27 protein-coding genes are annotated in these 20,851 nt (G+C 41.2%); 19 read left to right on the top strand and 8 right to left on the bottom strand.

The features are described 5' to 3' along the window. Window positions 1–5: 5 nt before the first annotated feature. The 14 genes from AC2D3N_RS20175 (at window position 6) to AC2D3N_RS20110 (ending at window position 9,074) form a co-directional block, all read left to right on the top strand. A complete protein-coding gene (locus AC2D3N_RS20175; RefSeq protein ID WP_484691941.1) occupies window positions 6–419 on the top strand; it encodes a hypothetical protein in 414 nt (137 codons plus the stop codon). After that, complete coding sequence (locus tag AC2D3N_RS20170; RefSeq protein ID WP_484691940.1) at window positions 419–1,369, top strand: hypothetical protein; 951 nt, start codon at window positions 419–421, stop codon at window positions 1,367–1,369. Before AC2D3N_RS20175 ends, AC2D3N_RS20170 begins: the two co-directional genes overlap by 1 nt. Then, window positions 1,366–2,529 (top strand): hypothetical protein, encoded by a 1,164-nt coding sequence (locus AC2D3N_RS20165; protein WP_484691939.1) that lies wholly within the window; start codon window positions 1,366–1,368, stop codon window positions 2,527–2,529. Before AC2D3N_RS20170 ends, AC2D3N_RS20165 begins: the two co-directional genes overlap by 4 nt. 97 nt (window positions 2,530–2,626) lie before the next feature. After that, a complete protein-coding gene (locus tag AC2D3N_RS20160; RefSeq protein WP_484691938.1) occupies window positions 2,627–3,238 on the top strand; it encodes a hypothetical protein in 612 nt (203 codons plus the stop codon). A 5-nt stretch (window positions 3,239–3,243) separates the two neighbouring features. Then, entirely contained in the window at window positions 3,244–3,498 is a 255-nt protein-coding gene (locus AC2D3N_RS20155; protein WP_484691937.1) for a hypothetical protein, read from the top strand. Window positions 3,499–3,503: 5 nt separating this feature from the next. Next, window positions 3,504–3,938, top strand: coding sequence for a hypothetical protein (locus tag AC2D3N_RS20150; RefSeq protein WP_484691936.1), 435 nt, complete (start codon window positions 3,504–3,506; stop codon window positions 3,936–3,938). Window positions 3,939–3,994: 56 nt separating this feature from the next. Continuing rightward, the gene (locus tag AC2D3N_RS20145) at window positions 3,995–4,288 is read left to right on the top strand and encodes a hypothetical protein (protein WP_484691935.1); all 294 of its coding nucleotides are present in this window, start codon (window positions 3,995–3,997) and stop codon (window positions 4,286–4,288) included. 610 nt (window positions 4,289–4,898) lie between these two features. Then, window positions 4,899–5,228 (top strand): rubredoxin, encoded by a 330-nt coding sequence (locus tag AC2D3N_RS20140; RefSeq protein WP_484691934.1) that lies wholly within the window; start codon window positions 4,899–4,901, stop codon window positions 5,226–5,228. A gap of 25 nt (window positions 5,229–5,253) precedes the next feature. Further along, complete coding sequence (locus AC2D3N_RS20135; RefSeq protein WP_079680689.1) at window positions 5,254–6,261, top strand: photosynthesis system II assembly factor Ycf48; 1,008 nt, start codon at window positions 5,254–5,256, stop codon at window positions 6,259–6,261. Between the two features lie 99 nt (window positions 6,262–6,360). Further along, window positions 6,361–6,609: a cytochrome b559 subunit alpha gene (gene psbE, locus AC2D3N_RS20130; protein ID WP_079680688.1), complete on the top strand. Its 249-nt coding sequence runs from the start codon at window positions 6,361–6,363 to the stop codon at window positions 6,607–6,609. Between the two features lie 21 nt (window positions 6,610–6,630). Beyond that, on the top strand, window positions 6,631–6,768 hold the full coding sequence (psbF, locus tag AC2D3N_RS20125) for a cytochrome b559 subunit beta (RefSeq protein WP_079680687.1): 138 nt from the start codon (window positions 6,631–6,633) through the stop codon (window positions 6,766–6,768). Window positions 6,769–6,778: 10 nt separating this feature from the next. Continuing rightward, complete coding sequence (gene psbL, locus AC2D3N_RS20120) at window positions 6,779–6,898, top strand: photosystem II reaction center protein PsbL (protein ID WP_071782613.1); 120 nt, start codon at window positions 6,779–6,781, stop codon at window positions 6,896–6,898. A gap of 159 nt (window positions 6,899–7,057) precedes the next feature. Continuing rightward, complete coding sequence (locus AC2D3N_RS20115) at window positions 7,058–7,177, top strand: photosystem II reaction center protein J (RefSeq protein ID WP_079680686.1); 120 nt, start codon at window positions 7,058–7,060, stop codon at window positions 7,175–7,177. Between the two features lie 295 nt (window positions 7,178–7,472). Next, complete coding sequence (locus AC2D3N_RS20110) at window positions 7,473–9,074, top strand: B12-binding domain-containing radical SAM protein (protein ID WP_484691933.1); 1,602 nt, start codon at window positions 7,473–7,475, stop codon at window positions 9,072–9,074. Window positions 9,075–9,136: 62 nt separating this feature from the next. Here the strand turns inward: AC2D3N_RS20110 and AC2D3N_RS20105 are convergent, their stop codons facing one another. Together AC2D3N_RS20105 and AC2D3N_RS20100 are read right to left on the bottom strand one after the other, a co-directional pair. Continuing rightward, window positions 9,137–9,709 carry a Uma2 family endonuclease gene (locus AC2D3N_RS20105; RefSeq protein WP_484691932.1) on the bottom strand — a complete coding sequence of 191 codons (573 nt, stop codon included), beginning with the start codon at window positions 9,707–9,709 and terminating at the stop codon, window positions 9,137–9,139. 290 nt (window positions 9,710–9,999) lie between these two features. Further along, the gene (locus AC2D3N_RS20100) at window positions 10,000–12,795 is read right to left on the bottom strand and encodes a DUF7507 domain-containing protein (RefSeq protein WP_484691931.1); all 2,796 of its coding nucleotides are present in this window, start codon (window positions 12,793–12,795) and stop codon (window positions 10,000–10,002) included. A gap of 378 nt (window positions 12,796–13,173) precedes the next feature. Between AC2D3N_RS20100 and AC2D3N_RS20095 the strand changes: the two genes are divergently transcribed. Then, window positions 13,174–13,404, top strand: coding sequence for a winged helix-turn-helix domain-containing protein (locus AC2D3N_RS20095; protein ID WP_484691930.1), 231 nt, complete (start codon window positions 13,174–13,176; stop codon window positions 13,402–13,404). Between the two features lie 43 nt (window positions 13,405–13,447). Continuing rightward, a complete protein-coding gene (locus tag AC2D3N_RS20090) occupies window positions 13,448–13,900 on the top strand; it encodes a hypothetical protein (protein WP_484691929.1) in 453 nt (150 codons plus the stop codon). A gap of 52 nt (window positions 13,901–13,952) precedes the next feature. Here the strand turns inward: AC2D3N_RS20090 and AC2D3N_RS20085 are convergent, their stop codons facing one another. From AC2D3N_RS20085 to nagA, 4 genes are all read right to left on the bottom strand, one after another. Next, window positions 13,953–14,828 carry an alpha/beta fold hydrolase gene (locus AC2D3N_RS20085; RefSeq protein WP_079677414.1) on the bottom strand — a complete coding sequence of 292 codons (876 nt, stop codon included), beginning with the start codon at window positions 14,826–14,828 and terminating at the stop codon, window positions 13,953–13,955. A gap of 163 nt (window positions 14,829–14,991) precedes the next feature. Next, complete coding sequence (locus AC2D3N_RS20080) at window positions 14,992–15,342, bottom strand: DUF1815 family protein (RefSeq protein WP_079677415.1); 351 nt, start codon at window positions 15,340–15,342, stop codon at window positions 14,992–14,994. A gap of 379 nt (window positions 15,343–15,721) precedes the next feature. Continuing rightward, a complete protein-coding gene (locus AC2D3N_RS20075) occupies window positions 15,722–15,934 on the bottom strand; it encodes a DUF2839 domain-containing protein (RefSeq protein WP_079677416.1) in 213 nt (70 codons plus the stop codon). A gap of 42 nt (window positions 15,935–15,976) precedes the next feature. Beyond that, window positions 15,977–17,245, bottom strand: coding sequence for an N-acetylglucosamine-6-phosphate deacetylase (gene nagA, locus AC2D3N_RS20070; protein ID WP_484691928.1), 1,269 nt, complete (start codon window positions 17,243–17,245; stop codon window positions 15,977–15,979). Window positions 17,246–17,311: 66 nt separating this feature from the next. Here nagA and purE point away from each other — a divergent pair, with 66 nt between their 5' ends. The 3 genes from purE to AC2D3N_RS20055 all read left to right on the top strand — a co-directional run bounded on the left by purE (window position 17,312) and on the right by AC2D3N_RS20055 (window position 19,345). Continuing rightward, window positions 17,312–17,791 carry a 5-(carboxyamino)imidazole ribonucleotide mutase gene (purE, locus tag AC2D3N_RS20065; protein ID WP_079677418.1) on the top strand — a complete coding sequence of 160 codons (480 nt, stop codon included), beginning with the start codon at window positions 17,312–17,314 and terminating at the stop codon, window positions 17,789–17,791. 262 nt (window positions 17,792–18,053) lie between these two features. Further along, window positions 18,054–18,566, top strand: coding sequence for a hypothetical protein (locus AC2D3N_RS20060; protein ID WP_484691927.1), 513 nt, complete (start codon window positions 18,054–18,056; stop codon window positions 18,564–18,566). Between the two features lie 167 nt (window positions 18,567–18,733). Beyond that, the gene (locus AC2D3N_RS20055; RefSeq protein ID WP_484691926.1) at window positions 18,734–19,345 is read left to right on the top strand and encodes a hypothetical protein; all 612 of its coding nucleotides are present in this window, start codon (window positions 18,734–18,736) and stop codon (window positions 19,343–19,345) included. A 9-nt stretch (window positions 19,346–19,354) separates the two neighbouring features. Here the strand turns inward: AC2D3N_RS20055 and AC2D3N_RS20050 are convergent, their stop codons facing one another. Continuing rightward, on the bottom strand, window positions 19,355–20,056 hold the full coding sequence (locus tag AC2D3N_RS20050; RefSeq protein ID WP_484691925.1) for a glycoside hydrolase family 24 protein: 702 nt from the start codon (window positions 20,054–20,056) through the stop codon (window positions 19,355–19,357). Continuing rightward, window positions 20,056–20,718 (bottom strand): SDR family oxidoreductase, encoded by a 663-nt coding sequence (locus AC2D3N_RS20045; RefSeq protein ID WP_079680683.1) that lies wholly within the window; start codon window positions 20,716–20,718, stop codon window positions 20,056–20,058. Before AC2D3N_RS20045 ends, AC2D3N_RS20050 begins: the two co-directional genes overlap by 1 nt. Window positions 20,719–20,851 lie beyond the last annotated feature (133 nt).

Here is a 20,851-nt window from a genome sequence, read left to right as displayed (position 1 = left end):
TAATTATGGCAAAACCAAGATCGGGAGCTTCTGGAAAGAAACCCCCTAACCACGACCCAAGGAAAGATCCAAAAGATCCAAAAGATCAGAAGAAAGCGATTCATACTCACCTCGTGAATGAGATGATCAGTTTAGCTAAATCCATGCAAATGGAGGAGGAGTTGAGTATGAAACCGATTAACAGATTGTTGGGAGTTGGGGGGACTGACTTGGATGGATTTATCGGACAACTTACGACCGGATATAAAGACATTGATCCGGGTAATCCCCTAGCCAAAAAATTGAAAGAGGAGAAGGAGAATATTCCATTTCTCAAGAAAGTAAGCAAAGAGGAACCGTGGGAAGATGACTCAGCAAGCGCCGGGTCACAAAATCCTCCCGCCGTCGCCAAATCAACAGGAAAGGGGGGTAAGAAATAATGGAAATTTTAGCCGGGACTCTTAGCAGTTCTGTGATAACTCGCGGGGAAAAAACCGACCTGAGTTTTTTCGACAAATTAAAATCGGAAGTTTCCCGATGGTTCAATACGGGGAAAGCTTCGGGAAAATCTATCAAACAAGCCACTAAGGAATCTTGGGGGGATAAGATTGGCAAGGCCTACGGAAAACTAAAAACCGGGCTTAAATCAATATTAGGAAAAGCGATTAAAGGGAAAATCCCATTGAGCGAGGAACTGTATGGGGTTCTCAAGTTTGGGGATGACAATTTAGCCGCTATTCAATCGGCGGGGGCGGGGGCGGCGGCGGTGACGGCAGCCGTCGGGTTAAATGCGACGACCGGGGTAACTGTCCCCGAGATGGTTGAAGGGCTTTTGAACTTTGGCGAGGTGGCCTACGAATTTAATTGGAATACCTCAGACAAGGAAATTTGGAATCAGATCAAGGGGTTGATTGATTCCCTCTATGGTCAGGCGGGGGAGTTTATTGGGGGAAACGTGGCACGCCTTCTCGTCGGGGGGGTGAGTACGCCGCCAAAGATATCAATTAACCTTAGAGCGTTAACTTTAAGTTGGTTAATCCTACAGGAGGAGGAGGGTAATGCCATGCTGCAAAGTGTCTCGACTTTTGCATGGCAAGGGATTTATGTGGCAAGGGAAATTTTGTTTAAATTTGCATTTTTAAAGGGGAGAGAAGCTATTAAAAAATTATATGAAGGCAATAAAACTATGTTCAAAGAACTATACCCAGATTTAGCTAAAATTATTCCTAATTGGGGGAAGGAGGGAAGTGATGAATGGTCGATTTCTGGGTGGGTTGAAAAGAAAGTTGAGAGTTTAAATGACAAGAGGATTCAGGATTTTGTTCAGGGAGCAATGAGTGGATTTTGGAACGAATTTAGAAACAGCGTGGAACTGAGGTTTGATAGATGAGCAAGCAAGGCGACTATGAGGAAAAGGCGTTTGAGGCTTTGCAGCGACTCCGAAAAGTGACCAAGATGGGGGCGGCTAAGAAGGAGTGGAACTTAAACGAGCACCCTAATATTGATGTTTATGACTACTCACCCAACCTCAAATTAGACGGGGATAATAGATATAAAATAGCGGGGAGAGAATGGGCAATTATTCTCCAGACTTCCCTACTTCAAGCCATACATGATATCTTAGGAAATCGTCTCGGATATACGATTGATTTTGAGGATTGGTTTAAAGATTTTGAATATGAATTTTATAAAGCATTACCCCCGGGTAAGCAGCCCCCAGAAAGCAAGTTAAAACCTTGGGGTAAAGACGTTAAAAATAGACCTAAAAAATTAAATCTATTAGACAAGAAAAAAGCGGCAGAGAAGGGATATCAAATTATTAGATTCTGGCCTGACAGGGAGGCGGAAGATACCTCTATTCTGTTAGCGGGAACTTATACCGAATTACGCCAGGAAATGGTAAAAATTATGCGCCCGTCCGGGGGTGGTGGTGGTCAGGGTTCTCTAATGAGGGGTGGGGCAACCTTTAGACGTAAAGGACAGCCGCAGGTAATCCTCTGGTTTATAGAGGATCAAGAGGATGTAGAGGAAGGATACGATCCGGTTTGGGGACGGATCAGTTTTAGATTAATGGATTGCAGCGATGGGGTGAACGGAGATCAGCCCCCTATTACTAAGGCCGACGTTGAGCGGTTAGCGGCCCAGATTCACACTTTATTCTGTGGCACAACCCGAACTCTTTGGAGGAAAGGAAAAGAAATGTATGTTTATGCGGACTATAAGAAGGGTTACGATTTCCGGGTGCTGTGTCGAAATATCTCAGATGGGAAGGAAATAGTCCAGAAAGTCCTGCAAATTCAGAATCATGCCTTTGAAGCCAAGCGAGGTAAACAAAGCATCCCCGACGACCCTATGGCCGCTTATCCCACGGTTCCAGAGACCTTTACCTTGTTTGGCGAACAGCGCAAACAAGACCGATTGCGCCCAATTGCCGATGTTAAATTTTCCTATGCCCAATTACTGCTAGGGTCGATTAACATTCCTGTCATCTTGGTCAGTCCCGAGGGTGAAATTCTGCCAAATGGGGTAAATGCAACCGCAAATACTTAAAGTATTTACCGGGGAGTATTTCGCTAATGCGCGTTGTATATGCTGAAAAAGACAAGGTAAATCCGATAAAAGCCCTAATAGTGGCAACAGGAGAGCGATGGGAAAATTTAGCGATATTCGCCGCGCAGAACAATTAGTCAAGGACAAGGAAGCCTACGACGCATGGCAGGGAAAATCAACCGCCGAGAAACAAGCCGCCTTTAAGGCCACTCAGGGACTAACTAAGAACCTTAAAACAGCCTTAAAACAAGAAGATGGCTACATCCAGCCGTTCGGGATTGGTTTAGCTAAAAAGGTTTTTTTAATTGTTGACTTGCCGGTCTCTGGGACGGCTGAATCAGGGAAGACCGAAAGTGAGTCAAGTCTGATCACCTCCTTTAGAGCATTAGTCGGAACTCGGGCAACAAAAGATAAACCGAGTGGGGCGGGGAATTACTTGGTTGAAAGTCGGGGGATTAAAGGATTTGTCCCAGCAAGGGCAATCATTACCCGAAAAGGGAGTAAGGTAGATGGCGTTGTATCCCGGTTCACAAACCGAGGATACAGCTACACCGCTAAAAATTCGGTCTCTTGTCCGTTTGGAGCGATTACAGACGAGGAGGGGTTTGAGTTGGCCGCCAATGGAATTAAAAGTGGCACGCTTCCGGCTGATACGAGCTTACGGTTTACCCCGCAAAAAGGGATTTTGATTACAGTTACAGCCGCTTAATTAATATGAGTGAATCCCTGATCTATATTCCGGGTTCAAGCCTAACGGTAGAAGACTTGATGCTGTTAGGGGTTGATAATTCTACTCCCGACGAAGATGTCAAGGCAATTATGCAACTCAACGAGGTAACGTGCCGTTGGTTTTGGGGGGAAGTCCCAACGGGTGATTACCTAGACTTGGTACAAGAAACCTTGGTTGATGGTAGCGCTCAACACCTTGACCGATTAGATCAAGTGTTACGGAAACTCCCAGGGAGTTAGTTAAAATGCCCCAATTCTCGAACGAGGAACACTGGGAGTTAATCGCGGACGAAACCCGATCCGTTACCGGAACTCCGGCTAGGGATAATGCGATCGCTCCCATCCTATTCCCGGTTCCCTATCTCTCCCCCTACTTCAAAGCGTTTATCTCAACCCTCAATAACAACCGCCCCTGGTATTACGGCGGGCGGTTTGTTCTCTATATTGGAGGAATTGAAAGCCCCGTTCCGGTTTATGCAACCAGTCGGAAAATGTTACTCAACGATTGGAAATTATTAGAGTTCCCACACATAGAGGCCGCATCACAAGGAAGTCAGTTTTATTTTCAATATGAAGCCCCGTGGTGGTTTCCAAATGTGTCTCTGGAAATGTATCAATACATTGAGTCACCGATTATCAATCCATTAGCCGCCTTTCAATCTTCTGGAGTCAATAATTAATTAAATATTGAAATAGAGTTAACTTCTGGGTTTGACGTGAAACCCTTTAAAAACAAATGAGCCGACTTTCTGAGTCAAATGTTAATCTATTATTGGTTATTGTTACCTTACAATCAGCGATTGGCTTTGTTATCGTTGTTTTTGTGGTTTTAAAGTTAGGAGAAGTTTTAAGTCGCCTCAAAAAACTAACCAAAGATATTGACGAGGTGTGGAAAAGGCACAGATTTTTCAAAGGAATGATCCAAGGTTTACACAATCGATTGATTGTTAAGATTGAAAGAAAATTCAAGGAGCTTGATGTACATACGGATTTTAGTTCGGAAATGTACAACGGGGATGATCAAGATTAACTGGGTTTTGGTAAAACTTTCGATTATTTACATTGAGATCAAAATTAATGGGAGTTGGGGCGAGGGGAAAGGGGCGGGGGATAGAAAAGAATCCAATTGAGAGCGGTTGAATTAGTTAAACACCAAAAACCCCCGAGTAATCATGAATCTGATTTTCGGGGGTTTCGGGTGTGGTATCTAAACTTAATCTCATTGTACTACATCGGTGATGGCGATCGCCTTCTCAGAGAAGCTGTCAGGCTTGGGGTGTGGAATTTACCGAAACACCCTATCTGTCTAGCTTTTGGTTTTCAAGATCGTTTGACAAAAACATAATACAAACGTAATCATGAGGGTGGTGATCGCTCTTTGAAAGTTGCGATCGCCACCTAATACCCAAAAATCCAACATTCAATAGCCAACGGCCAATGACCACCACCGGAAAATCAAAAAACTTTATCGTTGTGGGGATTTGACATACTCCCACCCTTAATCTTCGATCTGATGGGGGATTCTTAAATTTAAACTTCGACGGGGCTTCCCAACTCAGAAAGTTTCCGTGATTTGCTCAAATTTTGTAATATTATTTAATAGTTATTTTAATAATCCCAAACTCATCCTTGTTGAAGTTATGAGTGATCCAGCCACTGAAGTTACAGTCCTTGATCGTCATGAGTGTAGGGCTTGTGGCTATGTCTATGAGCCGAATAAAGGGAGTTCTAAGGTTCCTGTGGGAACAGCCTTTACCGATCTACCCAAAAAATGGCGTTGTCCGGTTTGTGGTGCTCCCTCCAGCCAGTTTATCAATATTGGTTCTCAGGAAAACCCCTCGGGGTTTGAGGAAAATCAAGGCTTTGGTTTAGGGGTCAATACCTTGACTGCCGAACATAAGAATCTCCTGATTTTTGGGGCCTTAGCCCTAGGATTTTTGTTTTTTATGAGTTTGTATGGCTTAAGTTGAGGGAGTTTAAATTTCTTTGAATCTGATGCACATTGTTAAATTTTTGCAAAAAATCGTTATAGTATTGACAGTTTCTCTCATCTGTGTTAGCTGTCGCTACTTGCCCCAACTCAGTTACAACCCCTGGGAAGTGGTTTCCACGGGAACCCAGTCCAATTTGGCCGATATTGCCTTTACCGGAACTAATCCCCAACGGGGTTGGGTTGTGGGGAGTGAGGCTACGCTACTGGAAACAACTGATGGCGGTGACCATTGGGAGGTGAAACAACTGGATTTAGGGGAAGAAAAAGTTCGCTTTAACTCCATTAGCTTTAATGGGGCTGAAGGGTGGATTGTGGGACTTCCCTCGATTCTGCTACACACGACTAATGAGGGTCAAACTTGGGATCGGATTCTTCTGAATGCCAAGTTGCCCGGTGCCCCCTATAGTATTGTGGCTCTGAGTCCTAATCGCGCTGAGATGACCACGGATTTGGGGGCAATTTACCAAACTGAAGATGGCGGGAAAACCTGGACAGCCCTGGTTGAAGATGCTGTGGGTTTTGTCAGAAATTTATCTCGCTCTGAGGAGGGTCGCTATATCAGCGTTTCGGCGAAGGGCAACTTTTACTCGACTTGGGAACCCGGATCTCAAGCCTGGGAACCCCATAATCGCTTTAGTTCTAAGCGATTAGAGAAAATTGGCTTTGGTCAGGACGGCCGACTCTGGATGATTGCTCGTGGGGGTGAATTACGATTTACTGACCCGGAGAATCCCCAGGAGTGGGGTGAACCCATTAACCCTGAATATTCAACCAGTTGGGGATTTTTGGATTTAGCCTATCGCACCCCAGAGGAAATTTGGGTCAGTGGTGGGAGTGGAAATCTCCTCTGTAGTTTGGATGGGGGTAAAACCTGGCAAAAGGATGGGTCAGTGGAAAACGTCCCGTCTAACCTGTACAAAATCAAGTTTTTTAGCACGGAACAGGGTTATGTCCTGGGTCAACGGGGAGCCTTACTCCGTTATCAGGGTTCTACCCCACAAACGGCTTAAACCGATTCGCAGGAAATCTATGGGGTAGGCTTGTTCCACATTCCCTGCTCCCGTATCATTAGAGTTGAGTATTTAACTATTCCTTGAGGAGATTTAACGATGTCAGGTACAACTGGAGAGCGTCCTTTTGGGGATATTATTACCAGTATCCGGTATTGGGTAATTCACAGTATTACTATTCCGGCTTTATTTATTGCTGGTTGGCTGTTTATCAGCACGGGTCTGGCTTACGATACCTTTGGAACTCCCCGCCCCGATGAGTATTTTACTCAACAACGGCAGGAAATTCCGATTGTAAGCGATCGCTTTAGTAGCAAATCACAAATTGGCGACTTTACTAGTAAATAGTTGACATAGGAGTTTAATAAGATGGCAACTGGTAGCAGTTCCAATGAACCGATAACTTATCCGATTTTTAGTGTTCGTTGGTTAGCAATTCATACTTTGGCGGTACCTACGGTTTTTTTCTTAGGTGCGATCGCGGCTATGCAATTTATTCAACGATAGGAGACTAACTATGGATCGCAGTAATAATCCTAATCGCCAACCTGTGGAGTTGAACAGAACTTCACTCTATTTAGGTTTGCTGTTGGTTTTTGTTGTGGGTATTTTGTTCTCCAGTTATTTCTTTAACTAACTGGATTTTTTCTCGATTTAACGATTTTGGATTCACTTCGTGACGCTTCGCGAACGTTGATTGAAGAAACATATTTTTTCTAAAATATTTATCCTAAATCTCATATCCAAAATCTAAAATCCCTTGTCAATTAAACTTTGAATTAACGAGGTAATAACTGTGTCGCAATCAGGTAGACTTCCTTTGTGGTTAGTCGCCACTGTTGCCGGAACTGGCGTTTTAGTGGTGGTTGGTTTGTTTTTCTATGGTTCCTATGTGGGCATAGGTTCCTCCTTCTAATCAGTTAACAGTTATCAGTTAACAGTTAACAGTTAACAGTTATAACTGTTAACTGTTAACAGTCTAATTAAGTAGGTGGGCGAGAATATCCCACCATCCCAGTGTGGCTGAAAGGTATTTACAGCAAGGGTTTTCCCTATCTAAATAGTTAGGTTTAATTACGCCTACCTACTTAGTATCAGTGTAAGAGTTGATATTTCTGATAACTGGTAACTAATGACTGTTAACCAATAACTATTAACCGATTAACTGATAACTGATAACTCTTAAACTGATGACTGATGACTAATAACTGATGACTGATTCTGTCTTTGATGCTGAACGTTTACTTTTTACTCCGACTCCCTCTAATTTAGATGCCATTCCAGTTATTTTTGCCTTTCCCAATGAATATACAGTAGGGATTACCAGTTTAGGATATCAACTGGTTTGGGCAACTTTAGCTGCGCGTTCCGATGTGGAAGTGAGTCGTCTATTTACAAATCTACATGAACCCTTACCCCAAAATCCTGAATTGGTAGGTTTTTCCTTTTCTTGGGAACTCGATTATGTCAATATTTTTGAGCGTTTAGAATTTTTAGATATTCCTTTACGTTCAGTTAAAAGAACCGAAAAACACCCCTTAATTTTTGGCGGGGGCCCGGTATTAACTGCTAATCCAGAACCATTTGCCGATTTTTTTGATATTATTTTACTTGGGGATGGGGAAAATTTATTGGGAGATTTTATCGACGCTTATCTACAGGTTCGTCATGAATCTCGCCTGACCCAATTACGACATTTAGCACAGGTTCCAGGCATTTATATTCCCAGTTTATATCAAGTATCTTATCACAGTTTAGAAGGCGAAATTGAAGATATTAAACCCCTAGATGCTAGTATTCCTTCCCAAGTCCAAAAACAAACCTATCGAGGCAATATTCTATCAGCTTCAACCGTCGTAACAGAAAAAGCCGCTTGGGAAAATATTTATATGGTAGAAGTGGTTCGCAGTTGTCCTGAAATGTGCCGTTTTTGTTTAGCCAGTTATTTGACTTTACCCTTTAGAACTGCTAGTTTAGAAGCATCATTAATTCCCGCAATTGAAAAGGGACTGCAAGTAACAAGGCGCTTAGGTTTATTAGGAGCATCGGTAACACAACATCCCGAATTTGATCAATTATTAGACTATTTAACCCAACCGAAATATGATGATGTGCGGTTAAGTATTGCTTCAGTTAGAACTAATACCGTGACTGAAAAACTAGCAAAAACCTTAGCAAAAAGAGAGACTCGCACCTTGACAATTGCCGTAGAAAGTGGTAGCGATCGCCTGCGAAAAATTATTAATAAAAAATTAGAAAACCAGGAAATTCTGCAAGCCATTATTAACGCTAAAAATGGCGGTTTACAGGGCATGAAAATCTATGGGATGGTGGGGATTCCAGGGGAAGAATTAGAGGATGTAGAAGCCACCGTAGACCTAATGAAAGCCTTAAAAAAAGCGGCTCCAGGTTTTAGATTAACCTTGGGTTGTAGTACCTTTGTGCCCAAATCCCATACTCCCTTTCAATGGTTTGGAGTGAATCCCGATGCGGAAAAACGCCTAAAATTATTAGAAAAACAGTTAAAATCCCATGGGATAGATTTTAGACCCGAAAGTTATAAATGGTCAGTGATTCAAGCTCTACTTTCGAGGGGCGATCGCCGTCTTTCCCATCTGTTAGAATTAGTTAGAAACTATGGAGAATCTTTAGGAAGTTATCGGCGAGCCTTCAAAGAATTACGGGGAAAACTACCTACTATGGAATATTATGTTAACCAAAATTGGGATTTAGATCAAGTATTACCTTGGGAACATCTGCAAGGCCCCTTACCCGTCGCCACCCTAAAAAAACACTTAGCCGACTCCCTGTAGGGTTATTCAGCAAACCTATCTATTTCTTAGTGACAATAGTGCTTTTGTGGTTTCTTCTTCACTTAAAAAGTTAACCAACGGAATAATTGATTAACGGATAATTGGTAATCTTTTAATATATCTAAAACGGGTAAAATTTGCTCTCCTTCCAATACTTCCGGTTGTTGTTTGGGTTTAAATACTAATACTAATCTTTCTTGAGGATCAATTAACCAACCTAATTGTGTTTGATGTTTTGAACAGAATAAAATATTATTAATTACGCGGGTTGTATTTTGATCTGGGGATAAGATTTCAATTGTCCAATCTGGGGCAATATTAACATCATTAGCGATTTCCCCTTGTTCATCTAGGGGGATATTCTGCCATTCTAATACAACAATATCAGGAACAAGAGAACGCCCGCCAAAACTACAGCGTAACTCAGGGAAAGCACAGGCTAAATGTTTAGTTTCAGCGACTTTGCTAATAGAATCAATGAGACATTTTTGAATGCGACTATGTTTTCCTTTTGGCATCGGTTTTTGATAAACAACTCCGTTAATATATTCTTGGGCGGGTTTGGTTTCCGGTTGGGTTAAAAATTCCTCTAGGGAGAGAGATTGAATTTGGGGTTTATCTTCAATTTGAATCATAATTTCATTATTGAATTTAGTTATTTATAGTAAGGGTAAATTAATTATACAAAAAAATGAACAAGATGCCAATGAGGAATATAGATACCAGCGATCTTGTCTATTGATTTAAAACTTCCGATTTACCGATTATTTTTTTTATAAACCGGATAATTTCCCGTAAATCAATATAAATAAAATATAAATGGGAAGGTTTAAGTAGGTAGGGGGGAAAATCCAAAAGTATGTAATGAAAATTTTATTGATCTTTACATCCTTTTGTTTCTTCCTACCTACCTACTGATGGGTAATTAGCCGCCAGCCATGTTATTCATTTTGTCAAAGGCTGTGGCAAGAGTATTAACATCAGATGCACCATTAAGCAGCCCGCTACCAATAGTGAAAACATCTTTAACCGCATTGATCACTTCTAAAGGACGGATAATTCCATCTCCCGCTCCAGTTATAACGCCGTTCGCATTTAAGAAACCTACATCTACTTTGGTGCTAAGAAATGTTACAACTTCTGGTAATAATAGACTTGGATCAATGATGTAGTTAATATCAGAGCCTTTGACATTGTTATTTAACTCATCACTTTTAGCATTCAATAAAGCTGCCGTAGCTGAACGACCCAGAGCACTAATGTTTCCATAGGTTTTGACTGCACCAGAGCCCGTACTGCCTTTTAGGTCTTCTGCACTTAAAGCTCCTAAGAGACTGTCATTAAACCACTGAACATCACCATAGGTGAATTTATCACCGGTTTGATCTGCACCCAGGAAAGTCTTGCTAAAGCTGTCACTGCGAGTGTAAGGCCCAGGCCAATATTGAAAATGCTGTTCTTGTTTCCAGAAACCAGGGGTTTTACCTAAACCTTTTTCACTAGAGTAGCCACTAGGGTCTTTAGCGTCTACAGTTTTTCCGTTGTAGTCACCTGTGACTGTACCCAGATTACTGTAGTTACCAGGAAGAGCAGTTCCTGTTGCTGTATAAACCCATGTTTCATTGGTATCTAATTGTTGATTACCATTAGCATCACTACCACTAATTAAATTGCCGATTGTACCTTGTTTGTCATCTGTTAATGATACGTTAGATAATGCAACGTTACCAGGATTAGTGACTGTGTAAGTCCAGGTTACAGCACTACCAAGAAGAACATTTTGCAGATTGTCACCTGTTTGCATTCCAGTAGCAGTATTAGCAGTGGTGACTTTATCAATCTTAATTAGAGGATTAGCTCCAAAGTAGTTACTAGGGTCTTTAGCGTCTACAGTTTTTCCGTTGTAGTCACCTGTGACTGTACCCAGATTACTGTAGTTACCAGGAAGAGCAGTTCCTGTTGCTGTATAAACCCATGTTTCACCGGGATCTAATAGTTGATTACCATTATCACCATCAGTTAAATTAGTGATTGTACCTTGTTTGTCATCTGTTAATAATACGTTAGACAATGCAACGTTACCAGGATTAGTAACTGTGTAAGTCCAGGTTACATCACTACCTGCTAACACTTGTAAATTATCAACTCCATTGGTGACTTTATCAATCTTAATTAGAGGATTAGCTCCAAAGTAGTTACTAGGGTCTTGAGCGGTTACAGGTGTTCCATTATAGTTACCTGTGGCTGTACCAGTATTTTTGTAATCGCCAACACCAGCAATTCCTGCTTTTGTATAAATCCATGTTTCATCGGTATCTAATTGTTGATTACTATTAGCATCACCAGTAAATTCGCTGATTGTACCTTCCGGGTGATCCGTTAATGATACGTTAGATAATGGAACGTTACCAGGATTAGTGACTGTGTAAGTCCAGGTTACAGGACTACCTGCTAATACTTGTAAATTATCAACTCCATTGGTGACTTTATCAATCTTAATTAGAGGATTAGCTCCAAAGTAGTTACTAGGGTCTTGAGCGGTTACAGGTGTTCCATTATAGTTACCTGTGGCTGTACCAGTATTTTTGTAATCGCCAACACCAGCAATTCCTGCTTTTGTATAAATCCATGTTTCATCGGTATCTAATTGTTGATTACTATTAGCATCACCAGTAAATTCGCTGATTGTACCTTCCGGGTGATCCGTTAATGATACGTTAGATAATGGAACGTTACCAGGATTAGTGACTGTGTAAGTCCAGGTTACAGGACTACCTGCTAATACTTGTAAATTATCAACTCCATTGGTGACTTTATCAATCTTAATTAGAGGATTAGCTCCAAAGTAGTTACTAGGGTCTTGAGCGGTTACAGGTGTTCCATTATAGTTACCTGTGGCTGTACCAGTATTTTTGTAATCGCCAACACCAGCAATTCCTGCTTTTGTATAAATCCATGTTTCATCGGTATCTAATTGTTGATTACTATTAGCATCACCAGTAAATTCGCTGATTGTACCTTCCGGGTCATCCGTTAATGATACGTTAGATAATGGAACGTTACCAGGATTAGTAACTGTGTAAGTCCAGGTTACAGGACTACCTGCTAATACTTGTAAATTATCAACTCCATTGGTGACTTTATTAATCTCAATCTTAGGCTTTGCATCAGATATTTCACCAATAACCCCGCCCATTTTTGCACTTCCAGCACCACCATTAGTTGACTGAAGACGAATATACCAGTCTGTATTCTCGATCAGTGACTTTCCTATAGACGTACCTGGTTTCGTGAGGATAAAACTTGCACTCTGAACAATGCCTTCTCCAGAACCTCCATCACTGAATTGAATTCCCACATCAAATTTGCCATCAGCTGGAACATCAACAGGAAAGCCAGGAATTGCATTTTGTCCATTAGACGGAACACCATTAGTAGTAATAAAACTAATCGGAGTAAAAGTACTCAAAGTACCGTTTTCAGTAAAACGTTGAATTTGGTTGATCAGCAAATTACTGACAGCATCATTATTAATGTCGAAGGCAATGCCAATCATATCTTCAGTACCAGAGTTATCAGCAGACTCCAATTCTAAAGTAACTTTAATGTCGTTGTAAGTGTCACCAGTAAAGTCCTGATCATATTCAAAAGTAGCGTTGATTCGTTCCTGAGTACCATTACCAAGTGATTTACCGAAAGTTGTGTTGTAGGTTAAAGTCATGTTCTTATCCTCCAGTTATTTTATTATTTATCGCTTCCGTATTTTTACGGAACCCTTTGATCATTAAGATTACGAAGCAACTGTGTAAACTTTGTGTAAATACGGAGTTTTAACCATAATTTAATAATTTTTTTATAATTTACTGGAAGAAAAATCAGATTTTGTGGGTTATAAGCGTGCAGATGTATAAGAAAGCACAGGAATTTCGCAATCAAGTTAATATATCGGATTAAGTACAGATATTGCTTTAGAATTGGGTACATAAGTATTACAAAATGAAGGAATGGGAATCTGATCCTAAAAAGTTTTTAGGCAGACCCAAACCTCCCAATTTTTATCAAAATTTTTTTTTAATTTATTTTTTTCGAGGATAAGAATATGTTATTCCCTGGTCAAATCTGCGTAGATACGGATTCATGTAGAGTCACCTATCAGGATGAAACTGTTGACTTATACCCCAAACAATACCAATTATTATTATTGTTTTTAAAACATCCCAACTATATCTTAAGCTATGATTTCATAATCAATCGGCTTTGGGATATGGATCATATTCCCACCTATAGTAGTATAAGAAACCCATATCAAAAGTATCAGGAAAGCATTTAAAAAAGTCAAATATTCTGAAGAAATCATAGAAAATGTTTATGGGATGGGCTATAGATTAAATCCGGTTATTAACAATAAAATTCGAGAACATAATTCCTCCTTACCTTCGGTTTCTAGCTTCCAAAATCTTCTAAGTGTTAAAGGAATAGAGTATTTAGTGATCGATGATCAATTTATCATTCAATATCTATCACCTAATTTGATTTATTATTGCGATTATCCTCAACATCTCCAAGCGGGAGTTTATGCCGGAAATCCCTTTCCAGAATTAATAGGTCTGAAAGAAGTCTTTAATAAAATTAGAAAAAAAGAGGATCAAACCTTTACAATCAAGGGAATTGCCAGGGCTTGTTGTCCTAAAAGACCCGAATATATTAACTTATATGTCATCGCCGATGAAGCTCAATATATAGGGAATTCAGGAAAACAACTGGTCTTGGTATTCTTTGAAGATGCCTCCGAACAGATGATTTATAGCAATTGCCTGGGTCGTTAGGAATTACCATGAATAACCATCCCATTAGGATTTAAACCCAATCAACTTATAACTAAGGTCTTAAAAAATTCAACAATTCCCGATTCACGGTTTGGGGAACTTCCTGTTGCATCCAATGACCACAATCGGGAATTAATTGTAGTTTAAACGGGGCAGCAATTAATCTATCTAAACCCTCAGTTAGATGATAACTTAAAAATGAGTCTTCCTTTCCCCATAATACCAAAGTGGGGGATAAAACTTTTGCCGGGGTTTTTGTCAAATTTAACAACCAAGTAGGCGGCCAAAATAAATGACGATAATAACTCATCGCCGCTTTTAATACCCCTGGTTTTTCTAAAGCTGCTTCATAAATTTGAGTTTCTTCGGCACTAAAAGCACCCTTACGAATAGCGTGTTCTCGCAACGCATTAGTGACAAATTCTTTTAAATTTTGTTGGATTAACCATTCGGGAATCCCCGGAACTTGAAAGGCAAAAACAAACCAACTGCGACGAATTTGATCTAAATTACTAACTAATTCTTGAACAAAGCGAGAGGGGGGAGGAGCGTTTAGAATCGCCAAACGATTGAGAGATTCGGGAAACTTCTGGGCAAAATGCCAGGCAATTAATCCCCCCCAATCATGCCCAACAATATGAGCTTTAACATAGCCTAATCGTTGAATCAAGCCTTGAATATCAGCTACTAGGGTGTCTAAATCATAACCACTATCCGGCTTATCAGAATCATTATAGCCCCGTAAATCAGGCACAACGACTTTAAAATGACGAGCCAGAGCCGGAATTTGATAGCGCCAGGCGTACCAAAATTCAGGAAATCCATGCAGAAGTATGACGAGTTCACCCTCACCTTGGGTAACCGTGTGTAAACGAATGTTATTCGTTTCCACAAACAGATGTTGCCAATCAGATTCTAATGTCACCATAAACTCCAATATAATGCTCACAAGCGCTTAGGCTAACGTCTTAGAGAATTTCCTCAACGGATTGGAGCAATGTTAAACAGTTGCTCGGTGATTTCAGATTACCACCGACAGGGGTTAACTCCATCAACTTCATTAGGTCTGTAGAGAGGCAATTCCGCATCTTCTACACACGCTGGGCAAGTTTGGGACTCATAAGATGGGGAGAAGGTGTTCCTCTGTAAATTACCAAATTAGCCAACTCCTGCAATTGTTGAATGGCTTCGGCACCCTCTAATTTCATGAGTTCCCGGTCATCACGCATTTCCGTCCAGGTAATTCCATAGTCTGATACCAGGAAACGAATCAAATGACTTTCGCCCAAACTGACCATGAATGAGGCACTATTCATCTGACCGCCACAGGTATAGCAAGAGGCAAGATACCCCTGTCTTTCTAGCACCGTAGCTAGAGCTTGGAGGTTCATCACCAAGTCCTGAACGAATTTGCGGTGTTGTTCTGCAATTCTGAGAAACATAATTCTCCTCCTATCACCACACCTAGGATTATTTACAAAATGTAACATAATCTTAAAGTTATGGTGCTGAAATATTAATCTTAGTCTGATCAGCCTAAATTGAAAAGATCACCCCCCCAGTGCCAGAATATAGACTGTTTTGCAGATTAACCAAAACCCTCCGTTGAGAAGGTATCTAGGAAAACAATAACCTTAAATTTTTCTAACTTTACTGTTTCAACTAGGCTAATATCCTGACACAACAAGGATTAGCAGGAAAATCGGGTCTAAACTGATAAAAAGATCTAATATTTGTGATAAGTTTAAACCCCCACTAATCGGATCTTTGATCTGCCCTCCTGGGAAATCTATTTCCAGGTACAGAAACTTTGCCTCAACCTCAATCAATTTGCCACCAACCAAATCCCGGGCCGATAAATCGAATCGTAACCCAAACAACAACCAGTAAACCAATCCCAAACCAACTGGCTTTACTCGTAATTTCTATGAATTGTTGACTTTGGTTTTTAGTAACGGGAAACCAAGGGGCAATTTTTTCCTCTTGGCCATAACGTTCTCCCATGGAATCTTTTCGGCGTTTTGCTTCACCCATATTTGTATATAAAAGTTAACAGTAGGACTCATTTACTCAACTTCATTTTATTTGATCTGTTGGCGAGTTGACGATTATTCCTTGATCGATCACAAATGGTAATAGTCGCTGCCAATTCAAAGTAACAGTTTCAGAGGCTGGATCAAATTTCCACCGCAAAAGCTGACTGGCGGATTCACCCATGAGGGAAAATAGACCCAGGGCTTGCCTCGGGGCAATAGTGGCTAAGGCGATCGCCTCCCCCAGATCACAACAATTCCACTTCACCAAATTTTCTACTCCCACCAATAAAGGTAAGGTGGTTCCAGATAACGTGCCATCGGCTAAACGGGCGGTACCTTCTTTCACTTCAATTTGTCGCTCATCCCAAGGATAAACCCCATCCGGTAGTCCCAAGGGGGCTAAGGCATCACTCACCAAAAACAGGGGAATTAAACCCTTGGCTTCGGTGGGTTGGTTAATTCCCGAAATCCGTAACAGCAAATTAACCATTAGGGGGGAAACGTGCTGTCCATCGGCAATAAAGCCCGATTGAACCTTTTTGTTAACTAAAGCCGTCCCTAATAAACCCGGTTCTCGATGGTGTAGGCTCGGCATGGCATTAAAGGCATGGGTTACCATCGTTGCCCCGAGGGTAAAAGCGCGTTCTGCCTGCTCTGCTGTAGCTTGGGAGTGGCCCAAACTGACAATTATCCCTAAATCTCTCAAATAGGGAATCACCTTGTCTGTGGGGTCTAATTCGGGGGCTAGGGTAATGATTTTTACGACGTTTGCATAGTCCCCTAGAACCCGTTGCACCTGATCTAAGGTCAGGGGTAATAAATGCTCTTGAGGATGGGCACCCCGTTTACTGGGATTGAGAAATGGCCCTTCGAGATGCACCCCTAGAATTTTGGCGCTGGGGTGATCGGAGGGAACCGCTTGGATAAATTCCGCTATTGTGGCGAGCGATCGCTGAATTTTATCTATTGAAGTAGTGACAATAGTGGGCATAAACCCATCAATGCCCTGTGCCCATAAATACTGGCAAATTTCGGTCAACTTAGAAAAATATTGCGGTTCTAAATCGGGAAAAGCTAATCCTAATGCCCCATTAATTTGTAAATCTATTCCTCCCAAAGATAGCCAATCTCCTTGCAAATCTAGTTGTTGAATTGCTGCGGTTGATGTGGGTTGAGATGAACCTGCCATCGCTTCAACGCCAGAGATTTTACCCTGACTAATTAAAACTCGTTGCAAATTTTGTGTTCCAGGGAGACGGACATTGATAATATCGAAGTTAACGGCGTCTGGCTGTGGTGTTGTGATCATGAGGAATGGTTGGCTTTGAACTCTACATTATTATCGACTAACTCTACTCCTGTGGTTGGGATTATCATGGGAAGTGATTCAGATTTACCCACAATGGCGGCGGCGATCGCCGTTTGTGAGGAATTTAATATTCCCCATGAGGTTGCCATTGTTTCCGCCCACCGTACCCCAGAAAGGATGTTTGAATATGCTAAAACCGCCCATTTGCGAGGATTAAAAGTGATTATTGCCGGAGCCGGAGGAGCCGCCCATTTGCCCGGGATGGTGGCATCTTTAACCCCTCTGCCTGTAATTGGGGTTCCGGTAACAACTCGCACCTTACAAGGAGTTGATTCTCTATATTCGATTGTACAAATGCCCGGGGGAATTCCGGTGGCAACGGTGGCAATTGGTAATGCTAAAAATGCGGGTTTATTAGCGGTACAAATCTTAGCCAGTCATGATCCTGAACTATTACAAAAAGTTCAAGACTATCGGGAAAATCTCAAACAATCTGTTCTGGAAAAACAACAGCGTTTGGATCAAGTCGGGTATGGTGAATATTAGGTGAAAAGCTGGAGATCTGCGAGCAGTCATTGAGAACTATAGTGCTATCAATATTCCCTATTCCCCATTCCCTATTGCCTATTCCCTATTGCCTATTCCCCATTCCCCATTCCCTATTGCCCATTCCCCATTCCCTATTGCCCATTCCCCATTCCCTATTGCCCATTCCCCATTCCCTATTGCCCATTCCCCATTCCCTATTGCCCATTCCCTATTGCCTATTCCCCAGCGCTATAACAAAAAAAAATAGGATAAAAAAATTATGACAACCCCTTGGCAGTTTGGCAGTAATCACCCCGATAATGGCACCCATCTGGATATCATTCGTCAGTGGTGGGCATCTTTACAAGGTCAGGAAATTCACTGGCAACAACGTTTACTTCCTCCCGATGGAGATTATTTAGGCGGTTTAGATTGGCAAGCCCAACGTTTCGATGAAACCTTTACGATAAAAAACCCAGAAATTCGCGGAATTACACTCTATTATTTTAAACCAGAACTACCCCAAGAACTAAGTATTACTCCCCATAAATTAGAACTAGATTCTCAACAACAACGACTGTATATTTTCCCCCAATCTCAACAGCAAGTGGTGATTCGAGTCGAAGGCTATAAACCTCCTTATCAAATCATAGAATTAACCGATCCCGATTTGGCTGTTGGTAAAGATGGGATAATTTTATTCCGGGATCATCAACAGTTAACCGATGTTAAAATTAAACTGAGTTCTGATCGGCTAAAGTTATTAAAATCCAAACTGAATTCTATCGAATAATCAGTCTTTAAGAGATTCAACTTGCCGATCAGTTTCTTGACATCCCTGAGACGGATGCACTACCATATCCTCAATTACCGAAAAGCGAGGGTCAAGCTCCCGGATTTAGGCGTGGGGAGTATGTCAAAGACCAATCCCATAAATACTGACAATTTAGGACGTTTCTGATGTCAAAAACCTACAGTACAGAGGAACTGATCCAAATTTTAAATCAGGAGCGCCAAGCCTGCCTGAAAGGGGAGCGTTTGAATTTAAGGGCAACTCCTGCGGTTGGTAATCCAGTGGTTGATTGCTTTTTAAAACCCGAGGGAATTCAAAAGTTTACAGCCTATCAAAATTTTAAGGCAACGATTCATCAATACCAACAAGAACATCAAGTTTCCGGGATTGTTTGGCGGGAAATTGTTGTTAAGGGAAAAACCCTACGGTTTCCGTTTGTCAATGAACAATTAATTGCCTTACCCTATGATTTAGAACAGTTAAAAGCAGAAAAAACTAAACTATTAGAATTTTGGGATGATGTAACCGCCGGGATGGATTTATATTTAAGTTTAAATAGTGGTAAGGATTATCGTAAAATTTGCGTAGAAGAAGTAGATGCTATTGTCCAACGTACGGAATGGACTTGCATTTGGAAGTGGGAGAAATCGAGTTTTTTAGAAATGTTATTACAATTAGGTTGGGGACAGCCCTCAGAAGCGGGTGATCGAAGGGGATGGCCCCAGTCAGGAAGCGAAAATATTCATGCGGTTAAGCCTGGTCAGCATCCGATTTGTTAAATCCAGCGGTTAAGAAGGCATTTTAAATAACTTACCATTTTCGTGATTGAGTTCATTTTGCAAAATCTTTTCATAAATTTCGGGTAAGGAATTCGTGACCAGATTATCTTCAATTCCATAGCCTAAACTTGTCCAGGTTCCTGATAATAACTCTAACACCTGATCTACTTTTCCTTCGCGTAATAATTGAGAAATATTAACCCCCCAAAATTTGTCATCTAATAACCAACGATAAACCACCGTATCTTGATATTCCGGTTCAAAACTATAGGGAAGCCAAAACCAAAATTGAGCGGGTTTTGGATGATAGTGTTCGGCTTTTTCATCCCAGGTGGTTTTTAACATTTGATAGCGGCCGGCGGCGGTGCTACATTTGCCTTGATTTGGGCCCGTAACAATCTTCATACACAGGTCAGGATGGCTGTGTAAATTAGAGACATATTTTCCCCCGTATAAAACATGATAGGGGTCAGAATAACTGGACTCACTGGCGGAAATGGTGCGCATCAAAGCCCGAATATAGGGATCTCCTCCCCGCATCACTAACGGTGGCCATTGTTCTTCTACCTGTTGATCAATTAACGGTTCAAAGTCAGATTTTCCCTGGCAACTTCTGACCCCAATAAAGGTTAACGTCAACAGCAATAATCCACTCCAGAATAGCCGTTTTCGGCGATTAAGGTTCTGTCTTTTTCTTTGATAATGTTCCATCAATGACTTACACTGGCAAATAGTTGTTCTAAGGGCTGTTGTTGAGCCTCTGGGTTAGCTACAATTTCAATAATTTTATTCCGCGAATCTTCAACAAATAGGGCTTCTACACAAACTTGAGCCACTTTTGTTCGGGGAATACTGCCTTCAAATAGGGTATCGGCTGACTGCATGACTAAATTATCATTATTATCCTCATTTTTTAACCCACCCGGACGAACAATGGTATAATTCAATCCACTATTTTGAAGATATTCTTCCGCCTGTTTTTTCCACAAAAGAATCAGCCAAAATAAATTTAACGGGTGAAAAAATTGTGAAACACACAGGGAAGTCACTAAAACAAAATGTTCAATTCCCTGGGATTTTGCCCCGTCCACTAAATTTTTTGTTCCTTGATAATCCACTAGATAGGGCCCAGTAAAATCAAAACTGGGTTTGGCTCCAGTGGCACATAAAACAACTGTACAATCCCGGAGTGCTAAAGCTAGACTATCGGTATTTAAAACATCTCCGACCACCAGTTCCACCTCGGTCGGTAAAATTTGTTGAGCGGTTTCTGGATTCCGAACCAAGGCTTTAACCGGGATTCCCCGCTTCACTAATTCGGCAACAATTCGCCGTCCTGTTTCTCCTGTTGCCCCTGCGACAAATGCTTTCATAGTCTTAAAAGTTTTTCAGTAGATGTTAAGTTTTGCCAGCAATATCAAAAGTTCCATATATTGATTGTAGCGGTTCACGACAAGACAGGGCATTCTGGAAATAGAAAGCAAAGCAACCCTCACAGGAGAACTT

The organism is Planktothrix sp. PLAVEN19ND (assembly GCF_057220675.1).
The sequence above is the reverse complement of the archived record's forward strand: the minus strand, read 5'-3'. Positions and strand labels throughout refer to the sequence as shown.

Coding starts and splice junctions, on each gene's coding strand:
- AC2D3N_RS20175 (WP_484691941.1), top strand. CDS start 6: ATGGCAAAACCAAGATCGGGAGCTTCTGGAAAGAAACCCCCTAACCAC.
- AC2D3N_RS20170 (WP_484691940.1), top strand. CDS start 419: ATGGAAATTTTAGCCGGGACTCTTAGCAGTTCTGTGATAACTCGCGGG.
- AC2D3N_RS20165 (WP_484691939.1), top strand. CDS start 1,366: ATGAGCAAGCAAGGCGACTATGAGGAAAAGGCGTTTGAGGCTTTGCAG.
- AC2D3N_RS20160 (WP_484691938.1), top strand. CDS start 2,627: ATGGGAAAATTTAGCGATATTCGCCGCGCAGAACAATTAGTCAAGGAC.
- AC2D3N_RS20155 (WP_484691937.1), top strand. CDS start 3,244: ATGAGTGAATCCCTGATCTATATTCCGGGTTCAAGCCTAACGGTAGAA.
- AC2D3N_RS20150 (WP_484691936.1), top strand. CDS start 3,504: ATGCCCCAATTCTCGAACGAGGAACACTGGGAGTTAATCGCGGACGAA.
- AC2D3N_RS20145 (WP_484691935.1), top strand. CDS start 3,995: ATGAGCCGACTTTCTGAGTCAAATGTTAATCTATTATTGGTTATTGTT.
- AC2D3N_RS20140 (WP_484691934.1), top strand. CDS start 4,899: ATGAGTGATCCAGCCACTGAAGTTACAGTCCTTGATCGTCATGAGTGT.
- AC2D3N_RS20135 (WP_079680689.1), top strand. CDS start 5,254: ATGCACATTGTTAAATTTTTGCAAAAAATCGTTATAGTATTGACAGTT.
- psbE (WP_079680688.1), top strand. CDS start 6,361: ATGTCAGGTACAACTGGAGAGCGTCCTTTTGGGGATATTATTACCAGT.
- psbF (WP_079680687.1), top strand. CDS start 6,631: ATGGCAACTGGTAGCAGTTCCAATGAACCGATAACTTATCCGATTTTT.
- psbL (WP_071782613.1), top strand. CDS start 6,779: ATGGATCGCAGTAATAATCCTAATCGCCAACCTGTGGAGTTGAACAGA.
- AC2D3N_RS20110 (WP_484691933.1), top strand. CDS start 7,473: ATGACTGATTCTGTCTTTGATGCTGAACGTTTACTTTTTACTCCGACT.
- AC2D3N_RS20105 (WP_484691932.1), bottom strand. CDS start 9,709: ATGATTCAAATTGAAGATAAACCCCAAATTCAATCTCTCTCCCTAGAG.
- AC2D3N_RS20100 (WP_484691931.1), bottom strand. CDS start 12,795: ATGACTTTAACCTACAACACAACTTTCGGTAAATCACTTGGTAATGGT.
- AC2D3N_RS20095 (WP_484691930.1), top strand. CDS start 13,174: ATGTTATTCCCTGGTCAAATCTGCGTAGATACGGATTCATGTAGAGTC.
- AC2D3N_RS20090 (WP_484691929.1), top strand. CDS start 13,448: ATGGGCTATAGATTAAATCCGGTTATTAACAATAAAATTCGAGAACAT.
- AC2D3N_RS20085 (WP_079677414.1), bottom strand. CDS start 14,828: ATGGTGACATTAGAATCTGATTGGCAACATCTGTTTGTGGAAACGAAT.
- AC2D3N_RS20080 (WP_079677415.1), bottom strand. CDS start 15,342: ATGTTTCTCAGAATTGCAGAACAACACCGCAAATTCGTTCAGGACTTG.
- AC2D3N_RS20075 (WP_079677416.1), bottom strand. CDS start 15,934: ATGGGTGAAGCAAAACGCCGAAAAGATTCCATGGGAGAACGTTATGGC.
- nagA (WP_484691928.1), bottom strand. CDS start 17,245: ATGATCACAACACCACAGCCAGACGCCGTTAACTTCGATATTATCAAT.
- purE (WP_079677418.1), top strand. CDS start 17,312: ATGGGAAGTGATTCAGATTTACCCACAATGGCGGCGGCGATCGCCGTT.
- AC2D3N_RS20060 (WP_484691927.1), top strand. CDS start 18,054: ATGACAACCCCTTGGCAGTTTGGCAGTAATCACCCCGATAATGGCACC.
- AC2D3N_RS20055 (WP_484691926.1), top strand. CDS start 18,734: ATGTCAAAAACCTACAGTACAGAGGAACTGATCCAAATTTTAAATCAG.
- AC2D3N_RS20050 (WP_484691925.1), bottom strand. CDS start 20,056: ATGGAACATTATCAAAGAAAAAGACAGAACCTTAATCGCCGAAAACGG.
- AC2D3N_RS20045 (WP_079680683.1), bottom strand. CDS start 20,718: ATGAAAGCATTTGTCGCAGGGGCAACAGGAGAAACAGGACGGCGAATT.